At 41.3% G+C, this 13,727-nt stretch carries 11 protein-coding genes and 1 rRNA gene; 11 read left to right on the top strand and 1 reads right to left on the bottom strand.

Going from position 1 to position 13,727, the window contains the following annotated elements; genetic code table 11:
- Positions 1-63: 63 nt before the first annotated feature.
- Complete coding sequence (locus tag EJ995_RS11095) at positions 64-975, top strand: TIGR01777 family oxidoreductase (RefSeq protein WP_126448466.1); 912 nt, start codon at positions 64-66, stop codon at positions 973-975.
- Between the two features lie 445 nt (positions 976-1,420).
- Here the strand turns inward: EJ995_RS11095 and EJ995_RS11090 are convergent, their stop codons facing one another.
- The gene (locus EJ995_RS11090) at positions 1,421-2,044 is read right to left on the bottom strand and encodes a YceI family protein (protein WP_241234637.1); all 624 of its coding nucleotides are present in this window, start codon (positions 2,042-2,044) and stop codon (positions 1,421-1,423) included.
- A gap of 250 nt (positions 2,045-2,294) precedes the next feature.
- On the opposite strand from EJ995_RS11090, the gene EJ995_RS11085 reads away from it, so the two are divergent.
- The 10 genes from EJ995_RS11085 (at position 2,295) to EJ995_RS11040 (ending at position 13,658) form a co-directional block, all read left to right on the top strand.
- On the top strand, positions 2,295-2,840 hold the full coding sequence (locus EJ995_RS11085; RefSeq protein ID WP_126448464.1) for a nucleotide exchange factor GrpE: 546 nt from the start codon (positions 2,295-2,297) through the stop codon (positions 2,838-2,840).
- A 1-nt stretch (position 2,841) separates the two neighbouring features.
- Entirely contained in the window at positions 2,842-3,975 is a 1,134-nt protein-coding gene (dnaJ, locus tag EJ995_RS11080; RefSeq protein WP_126448463.1) for a molecular chaperone DnaJ, read from the top strand.
- Between the two features lie 222 nt (positions 3,976-4,197).
- Complete coding sequence (locus EJ995_RS11075) at positions 4,198-5,127, top strand: ABC transporter ATP-binding protein (RefSeq protein ID WP_126448462.1); 930 nt, start codon at positions 4,198-4,200, stop codon at positions 5,125-5,127.
- Positions 5,120-6,412: an ABC transporter permease gene (locus tag EJ995_RS11070; RefSeq protein ID WP_126448461.1), complete on the top strand. Its 1,293-nt coding sequence runs from the start codon at positions 5,120-5,122 to the stop codon at positions 6,410-6,412. Before EJ995_RS11075 ends, EJ995_RS11070 begins: the two co-directional genes overlap by 8 nt.
- Positions 6,412-7,332, top strand: a complete 921-nt coding sequence (locus tag EJ995_RS11065) for a mechanosensitive ion channel family protein (protein WP_126448460.1) — start codon at positions 6,412-6,414, stop codon at positions 7,330-7,332. Before EJ995_RS11070 ends, EJ995_RS11065 begins: the two co-directional genes overlap by 1 nt.
- Positions 7,319-8,212: a DUF6268 family outer membrane beta-barrel protein gene (locus tag EJ995_RS11060; RefSeq protein WP_126448459.1), complete on the top strand. Its 894-nt coding sequence runs from the start codon at positions 7,319-7,321 to the stop codon at positions 8,210-8,212. The genes EJ995_RS11065 and EJ995_RS11060 overlap by 14 nt, the downstream gene beginning before the upstream one ends.
- Positions 8,212-9,375 (top strand): sigma-54-dependent transcriptional regulator, encoded by a 1,164-nt coding sequence (locus EJ995_RS11055; RefSeq protein WP_126448458.1) that lies wholly within the window; start codon positions 8,212-8,214, stop codon positions 9,373-9,375. The genes EJ995_RS11060 and EJ995_RS11055 overlap by 1 nt, the downstream gene beginning before the upstream one ends.
- A complete protein-coding gene (locus tag EJ995_RS11050; protein ID WP_126448457.1) occupies positions 9,372-10,247 on the top strand; it encodes a PPK2 family polyphosphate kinase in 876 nt (291 codons plus the stop codon). The genes EJ995_RS11055 and EJ995_RS11050 overlap by 4 nt, the downstream gene beginning before the upstream one ends.
- A gap of 134 nt (positions 10,248-10,381) precedes the next feature.
- On the top strand, positions 10,382-11,719 hold the full coding sequence (locus EJ995_RS11045) for an MATE family efflux transporter (protein WP_126448456.1): 1,338 nt from the start codon (positions 10,382-10,384) through the stop codon (positions 11,717-11,719).
- Between the two features lie 413 nt (positions 11,720-12,132).
- Positions 12,133-13,658: ribosomal RNA gene (locus EJ995_RS11040) — 16S ribosomal RNA — on the top strand.
- The last annotated feature ends 69 nt before the right edge of the window (positions 13,659-13,727 follow it).

Below are 13,727 nucleotides of genomic sequence, written 5' to 3'. Positions count from 1 at the left end.
TTTCTAGTTAAACTTATCTATAACAACAAGGTTGCGAGGTTGATACTCTAGTAACTTAGTAATATGAAAGTACTTATCACAGGAGCGACAGGACTAGTAGGCGGTAAAATCACAGAGGTTTTACATGCCGATGGGCATGAGGTGCATTATCTCACGACCAGAAAAGAGGCGATTGAAAATAAAGCTAACTACAAGGGTTTCTTATGGGATGTCAAGGCTATGACAATTGACAGCAAGTGTATAGATGGTGTGGATACCATTATACATCTTGCTGGAGAATCAGTTTTCCAGCGATGGACTGATGAGGCCAAAGAGCGCATTATGTCCAGCCGTATTGATAGTACACAATTATTGCTCAATTTATTAGAGGATAATGAACATCAGGTAAAGCACGCGATTACCGCAAGCGCCATAGGTATCTATCCTGACCAGAAAGAAGGTCCCGCCATGCAGGAAAATGAAGTGCCACCTATGGCAGATAACTTCCTGGCAGATGTTTGTGTAGCCTGGGAAAGCATAGGGATGCAGTTTCAAGGCTTAGGTGTCAAACACTCTATCGTACGTATAGGTATTGTACTTGCTTCCAAAGGTGGTGCACTGGAGCAAATGGCTAAACCTGTAAAAATGTATGCCGGTGCAGGTTTTGGAGATGGTAGAATGTGGCAGAGCTGGATAGCGGTAGATGATCTTGCACAGATATTCGTTCATATTGCTAGTCACAAGTTGACAGGTGTTTATAATGGTGTAGCGCCTAATCCTGTGCGTAATCGCGCGATGATGGAAAAAATTGGCAATGTGGTAAACAAGCCAGTTTTTCTACCCAACGTGCCTAAATTCATGATGAAACTCATCATGGGTGAGATGTCTACAATCATTCTGGCCAGTCAGCATGTAAGCAGCAATAAGATCCAAGAAGCTGGATATTCATTTGACTTTACTAAATTAGAGGCGGCACTAGAAGAATACCTCGATTAAATAAAATGACTTTTTCTTACCCACAAGATGAGCGGATATATCATTTTGCTCCGCAAATTGTGATAAAGCGTAATAATAGATCACGCACTAAGATATCGCCTGGAAGCTCAACAGAGGTGATAGTCAATCATGGTGATAAATTGCAATTTCAAATAGGTCTTCTTTATAAAACGACATATGATGTGGTAAATCCTGACGCTACCTATGAGTTGAAAATACACAAGTTGCTTAGGCATTTTCAATTAATCACTTTGGCCGCAGTCCTTTTACCATGGATTATCCTCACAGCTATTTATGACCTTAGTGTGCATTTTTTTATGGGGTACGTTTTATATATCATTTTGTTTTTTACTGGTTTCACTCATTATTTTAAAAAGCATAACGGTTTATTATTCCATAAAAAAAGCCTCCAATAGGAGGCTTTAATTTGATATTTACTTTACTACTACTTAGTAGCCACTACATCTAGCGTCAACTTGATGTTGTCAGATATTGCCTTATCAGCAACGATGTCAGTAAAGTTAGCGCTACCATACTGGATACCCCAATCTGTACGATCGATGGTGAATTCTTCTGATTTAAGCATCATCTTGTCACCGTCATAAGAAACCATAACTGGGAATGAAACATTCTTAGTTACATCCTTAAGCGTCAAGTTACCTTCTAGCATGTTGTCGTTTAACCCTGTAACTACAAACTTTGCAGTTGGATATTTTGGTACATTAAAGAAGTCAGTCTGCTTACCATCAACGGTACCTTCTAGGTGCGCCTTCAAGTTTTGTGCAGCTTCACCTTCAAGGTCAGTCACCTCGATAGATCCCATGTCAATAGTAAACTCACCACTCTCGATAGTCTCACCATTTACTTTTACAAGACCACCTTGTAGGTCGATGGTTCCAGTGTGATCCTCAGTTGGTTTTGAACCTACCCAGCTTATGGTCGATGCATCTGCATCAACGGTATAAGTCACAGCAGCCTCAGTAGCTGTTGCCTCGTCTTCTGCAGCGGTTGCATCCACCTCATTTTTAGCGTCTTTACAAGCAACTGTAAATGCAACTACAGCAGCCATACTTGTGATTTTTAAAAAATTACGTGTCATTATATTATGATTGATTAATAACTAACAAAAATAGATGTACCTACAATGATCTTGGTTAAAAGTTTATTAAATTAATCTTGTGACATTTTGACACCACTAGTTTAATGGCAGTACTTTTGCCCTTTGCGTGCAGGTAAGATTTTGGTAGAGTTAGCTTTCGCGAAAGCGTAATCCCAAAACCACTCTTAATCAAGTTAATAACTATAGAAATATCCTAGATATGGGAAAGAAGAATAAAAAAGAGGAAAAAGAAGTATTGCAAGAAGAGCAATTGCAACAAGAGGAAAGCGAGCAAGAGCAGCAAGAAGAGGAACGCAGTGAGGTTGAGGTGCTTGAGGAAGCCGTCAAAATGGAAAAGGACAAATTCTTGAGGCTGTTTGCAGAGTTTGAAAACTTCAAGAGGCGTACTGCCAAGGAGCGCATCGAGCTTTTTAAAACCGCGGGCGAAGGCGTATTGAAGGACATGATACCTGTAATGGACGATTTTGATCGTGCGATGATCGAGATCGCCAAATCTGACGATGAGCAATTGACAACAGGCGTTACCCTGATTCATAACAAGTTGAAGAATACGCTCAACTCTAAAGGACTTGAGGTCATTGAAGTAAATCCTGGCGATACCTTTGATGCAGAGGATCATGAGGCAGTGACCCACATACCAGCACCTAATGATGAGATGAAGGGAAAGATCATTGATGTGATCGAGAAAGGATATAAATTGGGCGACAAGACAGTGCGTTACCCTAAAGTAGTGATAGGCAAATAATATGGCAGATTTTTATGACATTTTAGGTATTTCAAAAGGTGCCAGCACAGCAGAGATTAAAAAGGCCTATCGCAAGAAGGCTATCGAGTTTCACCCAGATAAAAATCCGGGCGACGAGACTGCCGAGGCTAATTTCAAAAAAGCAGCCGAAGCCTATGAAACCCTAAGCGATCCACAGAAGAAAGCTAGGTACGACCAGTTGGGTCACCAGGCCTATACGAGTGGCGGCGGTCAAGGTTTTGGCGGTGGCGGCGGTTTTGGCGGTATGGATATGGACGACATATTCAGCCAGTTTGGTGATATTTTCGGCGGTGGTGGCGGCGGATTCTCTGGTTTTGGAGGATTTGGTGGTCGTGGTGGCCAGCGCAGAGTTAAAGGAAAAGATCTGAGAATTAGAGTCTCCTTGACGCTTGAAGAAGCAGCCAATGGTGTTGAGAAAAAAGTAAAGGTCAAGCGCAAGAAACAAGCGCCTGGTGTTACCTATAAAACTTGTACCACATGTAATGGATCTGGTCAAGTGACCAAGATTCAAAATACCATTTTGGGTCGCATGCAAACTAGTGCACCTTGTAATGTTTGTGGTGGCGCTGGACAAATGATTGATTCAAAACCTGCTGGTGCAGATGCTCAAGGACTTATTGTTGATGAGGAAACAGTATCGATCAAGATACCTGCTGGTGTAGAAAGTGATATGCGTCTTAAAGTAGGTGGCAAAGGTAATGAGGCACCTGGCAATGGTATAAGCGGTGATTTACTAGTCGATATAGAGGTAAAGCCACACGACGAGTTGCAACGTGAAGGAAACAATCTACACTATGATCTTTATGTGAGCGTACCAGACGCCGTATTGGGAACTACTAAAGAGATTAAGACCGTGACAGGTAAGGTGCGTATTCCTATCGAAGCAGGAATTCAATCTGGCAAAATCTTGAGATTGCGAGGTAAAGGAATGCCTAGTCTCAATGGCTATGGAAACGGTGACCTACTAGTTCATGTCAACGTATGGACACCACGTACCTTAACTAAGGAGCAAAAGGAGTTTTTTGAAAGTATGAAAACAGATAGCTCTTTTGAACCTGCACCAGAGAAAGGAGATAAATCTTTCTTTGAAAAGGTAAAAGACATGTTTTCTTAAATAAATACTAATTAAATGAAAAAGATGTATTACCTTTGATCAACATTGGTTAACCAACCAATTGTTATTTTTCTTTTTCATAGCAATTTTTCCCACCTCTCAAGTAATTGAGAGGTGGGTTTTTTTATGACCTTTTGTAAAGGCGTGATAATTATTAAATTATATGAAAATAAACTAGTAGATGGCCGTGGTCTTAGTATTTTAGCCTGTTTTAATTCTTTTATGAAATACGCATTACAAGCGATAAATATCTCAAAGTCATACGGTGACTTTACAGCGCTGGATGATGTGACGATTAAAGTCCCAAAAGGCAGTATTTATGGCTTGTTAGGTCCTAATGGTGCTGGAAAGACATCGCTTATAAGAATCATTAATCAAATTACCGTTCCAGATCAAGGTCAAGTGTTGCTCAATGATGAGGCACTGGAACCTAAACATATAGCCAATATAGGATACATGCCAGAAGAGCGTGGACTATACAAGTCAATGAAGGTAGGCGAGCAGTGTATCTATCTGGCGCGTCTTAAAGGATTGAGCAAGTCTGAGGCAAAGGAAAAATTAGAATATTGGTTTGATCGTTTAGGAATGCAAGGCTGGTGGAACAAGAAACTACAAGAGCTGTCAAAAGGAATGGCTCAAAAAGTGCAGTTTATTGTCACGGTACTCCATGAACCAGATTTGCTCATTTTTGATGAGCCGTTTTCAGGTTTTGATCCAGTCAATGCAAATTTGATCAAGGATGAGATACTAAACCTGCGTGATCAAGGATCGACTATTATTTTCTCAACACACCGCATGGAAAGTGTAGAAGAAATGTGTGATCACATATCATTAATCAATAAGTCTAGAGTCGTTCTAGAAGGACCGCTCAATTCCGTCAGGGATTCTTACCGTAATAGAACTTATACAACTTCATTAATCGCTCCTAATCAAGCTGCTGTCATCGCTACTTTACAAACATCCATGAGCGTGAGACCTATTGAAATAAAAGGACTGGATAACACCATTGACTTAGAATTGCAAATACCTGAAAATTTAAACGTTTCCAACGTTTTACAGCAATTGACGAGTTTGGGAGAATTGACACACTTCAGCGAGGTGATTCCTAGTGTCAATGAAATTTTCATACGTAAAGTGAGTGATAATGGATAAACTTTGGTTGATTATTAAACGTGAGTACATCAATCGTGTGCGCAATCGCACTTTTATTGTCATGACTTTTTTAAGTCCGCTCATATTTATTGGGGTGATTTTATTGATAGGATGGTTGACTAGTATTAACAGCGATGAGGTACGACAAGTAGCGCTGCGCGACACTACTGGAAATTATAGTCAGCAATTTGAATCTAATGATGAATACAATTATCTGTCGATCGCAAATGCAGATCTTGAGAACGCGATTGAAATAAGTAGGAGCAAGGAATACTATGCCTTGATAAACATCTCTCAGAATACTGATCAAGAAGTCAAAGTAGAAATATATAGTGATGACTCACCATCAGTAGGTTTTATAAATGCTATTGAAGAAAAAGTCTCGCAACAAGCGACGCAACGCAATCTCATCAACGTTGGTATACAACCGCAGACTTTAGAAGAGAATCGAGTGCAAGCTCAGGTGGAATTACAGACCTATTCAGGAGTGACTAATAGCAAGGCATCTAGCTGGATTAAAATAGCCATGGGTGGCGCCGCTGGTTATTTACTCATGATGTTTATTATTATTTATGGTAATATGGTGATGCGATCAGTAATTGAGGAAAAAACCAATCGTATTATTGAGATCATTGTAAGTTCTGTAAAACCTATCTATTTGATGCTGGGTAAGATTATGGGTACTTCACTAGCTGGAATAACTCAATTTGCGATATGGATTGTTTTGGGAATTGCTCTGGTGACCGTTGGTTCTGCAATTTTAGGCGTTGAGGCATTTCAAACACCAGCAAATGCACAAGTGGTAGCCCAGACACAAAATGTGGATCAAATGCAAGCTATCATCAATGACATTATGCAATTGCCACTAGGAACGATGATTAGTTGTTTTCTCATTTACTTTATCGGCGGTTACTTCTTGTATGCTGCTATCTATACGGCCATAGGAGCAGCAGTGGATAATGAAACAGACACACAGCAATTCATGTTGCCTGTTATTTTGCCTCTAATGCTAGCAGTTTATGTTGGGTTTTTCAGCGTAATGGATAATCCCAACGGTACTGTAGCCGTTGTATTCTCGTACATACCACTAACGTCGCCTATTGTGATGTTAATGCGCATACCATTTGGTGAAGTAGAGTGGTGGCACATAGCACTAAGCGTGACTATACTTTATGCATCTATATTTTTAGTAGCTTACATCGCTGCCAAAATCTATCGCATAGGTATACTCATGTACGGCAAGAAAACCAATTGGAAGGATTTGTATAAATGGCTTAAATATTAATGGATACAACTTGGCAATCCATAAAAGAGACCTGGCAATCTGTTAAGGATTTTCTCACATTCCAGATCATTCCTCAGGATGATAAGAGTGATTTTCACTTTGATACCTGGATGCTTATCGTCTCCATTCTCGCAGTAATAGCGGCAACCTTTGTATTGAGGGCTATACGCAAGTTTGTTACCAGGAACATGGATAGTGCAGACAAGCTCAAGTTTGAGAGCATCTTCAAGTTCTTTAATTATCTGGTTTATTTAACGGTAATCCTCATTGTGTTAAGCACGTCTGGTGTGGATTTGACTGCTATACTGACGGCCAGTGCTGCCGTATTTGTAGGAATAGGTTTTGCACTGCAGGACTTTTTCAAAGATATTATCGCAGGTGTGGCCATCCTGATTGATAAGTCGCTTCTGGTGAATGACGTGATAGAAATGGATGGCAAGGTAGGCCGCGTATTTGAGATAAAATTGCGCAGTACCCGTGCGATAACAAGAGATGATAAAATTCTTGTGATTCCCAATCATCTCTTTCTTACAGAGGTCATCTATAACTTCACTCAAAATCACGCCAAAACCCGCGAGCATGTGCTTGTAGGCGTTGCCTATGGTAGCGACACAAAACTAGTCGAGCGCTTGCTGGTAGAGTGCGCCCGGGAACAAAAAGGAATTTTAAAAAGCCCGGAACCATTTGTCATGTTCAATAACTTTGGTGATAGCAGTCTGGACTTTGGTGTATACTTCTATGTGCGTGACAGTTTTACAGATCCTCGTATCAAGAGCAATCTGCGATTTGCGATAGACCAGGCATTCAGAGATAATGGTATCACTATACCGTTTCCACAACGAGACGTACATTTTTACCAGAGTAATCCCATTGATTTTAATAAAAACCCTAACAACGCTGCACTGCATGAAGAAGAGTAAGACAACCAGTTATATGTTGGTGATGATTGTAGTGTTTTTAGCTTTCGCGAAAGCTAACTCCCAAGCAACCGACCTCGCTAGAGTAGAGTACACGTACTTCCCACAAAGAAACTCAGACAACAGTTTCAGGAGATTTAGAACCTTTATCAATATTCCACTCAAGATTAAGGAAGGCACGTACATCGTCCCGTTTTTTGAATATCGCAACGTGCATTTTTTGATTAGAGATGACGATCGCTTTAGAGAATTTGGCACAGATAGGTACGAGAGTTATGAGGGCGCCATAGGCTATACATTTCCTATGAAAAAGGACTGGCGGTTTGGTAGTAGGGCAGGATTTTTATTTGCGTCAAACTTTGACTCTGGCAGTGTAGAGAAGGACGATATTTTCTTTTCGGGTTCTGTTTATTTTATAAAGGACGCAACAGATAATTTCAAGACCAAACCGTGGAGACTTGTAGTAGGTGTGCAGTATTCCACGCGAGTTGGTAGACCGTTTCCTTTACCCTATATAAACTACTACAGGGAATTTGCTCCAGACTGGAGTTATAGCGTAGGCGCACCCAAGATGAATCTGAAATACAGATTCAATGATAAAAATAGCGTACAGTTGTATGCAAGGCTTGACGGGTTTTATGCAAACATTCAGAATAATGTTGTCACAGACGACGATCAAATTGCCGATAATGCAAGCTTAACGACGGTAGTTGTTGGGCCTGGATACCAGTACAACCTAACGAGACATTTGTCACTCTATGCCTATGTAGGCTACACGGCTATTAATGATATAAGGTTGCGCAATGAGGATGGAGATGATGTGAAGAACATCAATGATTCTAATACATTCTACTCTAGAGTAGGATTAAAATTTAAAATATAATGGCACAAATACTTATTATCGAGGACGAGTCTGCAATAAGACGTGTACTCTCAAAAATATTATCTGAAGAAAGCAAAAGCTACAATGTCATTGAAGCAGAAGACGGTCTAGCTGGTATTGAACTTATCAAGGATAACGATTATGACCTGATACTATGTGATATAAAGATGCCAAAAATGGATGGTGTTGAGGTTCTAACGGCTATAAAAAAGATCAAGCCAGAGGTGCCAGTTGTAATGATCTCTGGACATGGCGATCTCGATACCGCTGTTAATACCATGAGACTGGGTGCTTTTGATTATATCTCAAAACCACCAGATCTCAACAGATTGCTCAACACCGTGCGCAACGCATTGGATAGAAAAGAGCTAGTGGTCGAGAATAAAAGGCTCAAGAAAAAAGTGAGTAAGAATTATGAGATGATAGGCGAGAGCGAGCTCATTGTCATCATAAAAAACATAATAGACAAGGTAGCTCAAACCGATGCTCGCGTTCTTATTACAGGACAAAACGGTACCGGTAAAGAGCTTGTTGCACACTGGTTACACGAGAAAAGTGAGCGTTCCAAAGGTCCCTTTATAGAAGTCAATTGTGCCGCTATTCCTAGTGAATTGATAGAGAGTGAACTATTTGGTCATGTCAAAGGTAGCTTTACTGGAGCCAATAAGGATCGCGCCGGTAAATTTGAGGCAGCTAACGGCGGTACTATATTTCTTGATGAGATAGGCGATATGAGTGCCAAAGCTCAGGCTAAAGTATTACGCGCCCTACAAGAAAATAAAATTCAACGAGTAGGCAGCGACAAAGATATCAAGGTAGATGTGCGCATCCTCGCAGCTACAAACAAGGATCTAAAGCAAGAGATTGAGGATAAGAAATTTAGAGAAGATCTTTATCACAGACTAGCCGTTATACTTATTAATGTGCCATCGCTAAATGATCGACGCGAGGACATACCATTACTGGTTGATTATTTTGCTGAAAAAATTGCAAAGGAACAGGGTACGCCGGTAAAAACTTTTGACAAGAAAGCAATCAAACTATTGCAAGAATATGATTGGACGGGAAATATAAGAGAGCTGCGCAATGTTGTCGAGCGATTAATTATTTTAGGCGGTAAAGATGTGAGCGAGAAAGATGTAAAGTTATTTGCCAGCAAATGAAGATAAACGCCAACGACTACTACGCAGACGCAGACTTCAAAATATCTGAAAGAAGCACAAAACCGTCATTTGATCTCGATAAAAAGACAGCTAAAAAAGAGCTTAAGAAACAACGCAGGAAACTAGCGGAATTTCAAGAGCGATTGTTCGCCAACGACAGGCGAGCCGTCTTGGTTTGTTTTCAGGGTATGGATACCTCAGGAAAGGATAGTCTGATTAGAGAAGTTTTTAAAGATTTCAATGTGCGTGGCGTCGAGCAGCATAGCTTTAAGACACCTACTGATCTAGAGCTTTCACATAATTACCTGTGGCGTCATTATATCACCTTACCGGCTAAGGGTAATTTTGGCATCTTCAATCGTACTCATTATGAGAATGTGCTAGTAACAAGAGTTCATCCAGAATATTTGCTAAATGAGAACCTACCAGACATCCATGAGGTAAGTGATGTAAACCAGGATTTTTGGAACATGCGCTTTGAGCAAATCAATAATTTTGAGAAACAGTTGGTTGAAAATGGAACCATTGTATTTAAGTTCTTCCTTCATTTAAGTAAAGAGGAGCAGAAAAACAGATTATTGAGGCGTCTTAATCTACCCGAGAAAAATTGGAAATTTTCAAGTGGAGATTTGAAAGAGCGAGCTTTATGGGATGACTATCAACGATGTTATGAGGCGGCCATTGCAAACACGAGCCATGAGCATAGTCCATGGTACATCGTGCCCGCAGATGAAAAACCAATAGCAAGACTGATCGTTTCATCAATACTCAATGAGAAATTAGATGATTATGAAGATGTGAACTTCCCGACGTTGGATAAGGAAGAGCTCGATAAGATTGAAACATACAAGGAGGTTTTATCACGGGATTAAGTGCGTTTCCAGTCTAGCTTTCGCGAAAGCTGACTAATTTTAAGATTTATTGCACAAGACACGATTTTGTGCTGGACTATAGTTTTTGATATCGCGCATTTACCCTCATCTAGAAACCTATAATTTTCGACAACTTGCTATTATCCCAGTACACCAAAGAATTTGGTAAAAACTTCTCAATAGCCTATCCTATAATCGCTGGTCAAGTAGCTCACTTACTAGTAGCTCTTGCTGACAATATTATGGTAGGGAAATTAGGTGCAGCTGCTCTTGCATCGGTTTCATTGGGAAACACATTGATTTTTATTGCACTTTCTATTGGTATAGGTTTCTCATTTGCGATCACACCGCTAGTTGCAGAAGCGGATGGGAAAAGGGACATCAATGCGGTAAAATCCATTCTTCAAAACGGTATGCTATTGTGCATCGTCAATGGATTATTATTGGTCATACTACTATTACTGGCAGAGCCTATTCTCTACAAAATGGATCAACCAGTAGAGGTAGTAGAATTAGCCATACCATATATGAGGGTTGTTGCTTTCTCATTGATACCGTTGATGTTCTTTCAAGCTCTAAAGCAATTCTCTGACGGGCTTTCATTAACGAGGTTTGCTATGTATGCTACTTTGATTGCTAATGTTATTAACATAGGTGTCAATTACTTATTAATTTATGGCGAGTACGGGTTTCCTAGATTAGAAGTGGTTGGTGCAGCTTATGGTACGTTAATTTCTCGTTTGCTCATGGCGCTGCTACTATTCTTACTATTACTTAAGGATAATAAAACACGATATTATTTTACGAGAACAATATTGCTCTCTAAGAAGAAGATGGTTTCTTTATTAAATATTGGATTGCCAACAGCACTACAAATGTTTTTTGAAGTGAGTCTTTTTACGGCGGCTATTTTTTTATCTGGAGTTCTTGGAACTAATGTTCAAGCAGCAAATCAAATTGCTCTTAATCTTTCGGCAATAACATTCATGGTCGGTGTTGGGTTGAGTGTTACAGCAACCATTCGAGTTGGGAATCAACTTGGCTCACGAGATCATACTGAGTTAATCAGGATCGCACGATCTATATTTTTAATGGCATTGATATTAGACGTTGCTTTTGCCATGGCATTTTATTTTGGAAGAGATTTGCTACCTCAAGTTTATATTGACGATCCAGATGTGATTGTCATTGCATCGTCAATGTTGATTGTTGCAGCCATTTTCCAGGTCAGTGATGGGATACAAGTAGTGGTTCTTGGAGCCTTGCGAGGTCTGCAAGATGTATGGGTTCCTAGTTTGATCTGCTTTGTGGCTTACGCCTGCATCGGTTTTCCTATAGCATACTACTTTGGTAGCGCAGACCTTCTAGGTGGAGTAGGTATTTGGATTGGACTCTTATCAGGATTGACTATATCAGCTATTTTGATGTATGTTCGTTTCAGAATATTATCTAGCCGATTGCTGTCATGTTGATATTTTGATATTCTCCCTAAATTATTTTCGTTTGTAATCTATTGTGTCTTAGGTTGTTTGTGAATTTATTTTAGTTTTTTCAATTTTATTTGTAAAAAAGTTTGGTTGGAAAGAAAAAGGCTGTGTATATTTGCACCCGCTTTGCAAGGGACGTTGGTTCTGAAGTAGGGCGAAAGTTCTTCAAAAGGGTTGGAATATCATACGAATAGCCTTGAGGGTATATGGTTTGATTCCGGTCATTAATTTTGGAGTAGTTCATTGAGATATTGATTGACAGCACAAAGATTTAGGAAAGCAATTTTATTGTTTTTCTGGTAAGATTATAATTAAGATGTAAATAAACATGTACGCCAATTGAGTGGTTCTCGTTTTGGACGAGGTCTCCCAACAAGAGATCTTTTTTAAGAGATTCTACGATGAAGAGTTTGATCCTGGCTCAGGATGAACGCTAGCGGCAGGCCTAACACATGCAAGTCGAGGGGTAACAGGGGTAGCTTGCTACTTGCTGACGACCGGCGCACGGGTGCGTAACGCGTATACAATCTGCCCATTACTGAGGGATAGCCCGAAGAAATTTGGATTAAGACCTCATGGTACCATAATGTCGCATGGCATAATGGTTAAAGGTTACGGTAATGGATGAGTATGCGTCCTATTAGCTAGATGGCGAGGTAACGGCTCACCATGGCTACGATAGGTAGGGGTCCTGAGAGGGAGATCCCCCACACTGGTACTGAGACACGGACCAGACTCCTACGGGAGGCAGCAGTGAGGAATATTGGACAATGGGCGGGAGCCTGATCCAGCCATGCCGCGTGCAGGAAGACGGCCCTATGGGTTGTAAACTGCTTTTGTACGGGAAGAAATCTATCCACGTGTGGATAGTTGACGGTACCGTAAGAATAAGCACCGGCTAACTCCGTGCCAGCAGCCGCGGTAATACGGAGGGTGCAAGCGTTATCCGGAATCATTGGGTTTAAAGGGTCCGTAGGCGGGCATCTAAGTCAGTGGTGAAATGCAGGGGCTCAACTCCGGCACTGCCATTGATACTGGATGTCTTGAATTATTGTGAAGTGGCTAGAATATGTAGTGTAGCGGTGAAATGCTTAGATATTACATAGAATACCGATTGCGAAGGCAGGTCACTAACAATATATTGACGCTGAGGGACGAAAGCGTGGGTAGCGAACAGGATTAGATACCCTGGTAGTCCACGCCGTAAACGATGGTTACTAGCTGTCCGGTACGATTGAGTACTGGGTGGCCAAGCGAAAGTGATAAGTAACCCACCTGGGGAGTACGTTCGCAAGAATGAAACTCAAAGGAATTGACGGGGGCCCGCACAAGCGGTGGAGCATGTGGTTTAATTCGATGATACGCGAGGAACCTTACCAGGGCTTAAATGCAGACTGACAGGCTTGGAAACAGGCTTTTCTTCGGACAGTTTGCAAGGTGCTGCATGGTTGTCGTCAGCTCGTGCCGTGAGGTGTCAGGTTAAGTCCTATAACGAGCGCAACCCCTATTGCTAGTTGCCAGCGGATAATGCCGGGGACTCTAGTGAGACTGCCGGTGCAAACCGTGAGGAAGGTGGGGATGACGTCAAATCATCACGGCCCTTACGTCCTGGGCCACACACGTGCTACAATGGTAGGGACAGAGAGCAGCCACCTCGTGAGAGGGAGCGAATCTATAAACCCTATCACAGTTCGGATCGTAGTCTGCAACTCGACTACGTGAAGCTGGAATCGCTAGTAATCGCATATCAGCCATGATGCGGTGAATACGTTCCCGGGCCTTGTACACACCGCCCGTCAAGCCATGGAAGCTGGGGGTACCTGAAGTCGGTGACCGCAAGGAGCTGCCTAGGGTAAAACCGGTAACTGGGGCTAAGTCGTAACAAGGTAGCCGTACCGGAAGGTGCGGCTGGAACACCTCCTTTCTGGAGTTCCTGAAATAATGGAACCAAAGCAAGGGAGACCTTAGTTCGATATGGGATCCATTTAGTTGG

Origin of the sequence: Nonlabens ponticola, from assembly GCF_003966335.1 — a bacterium.
GTDB classification, from domain to species: Bacteria; Bacteroidota; Bacteroidia; order Flavobacteriales; family Flavobacteriaceae; genus Nonlabens; species Nonlabens ponticola.
The sequence above is the reverse complement of the archived record's forward strand: the minus strand, read 5'-3'. Positions and strand labels throughout refer to the sequence as shown.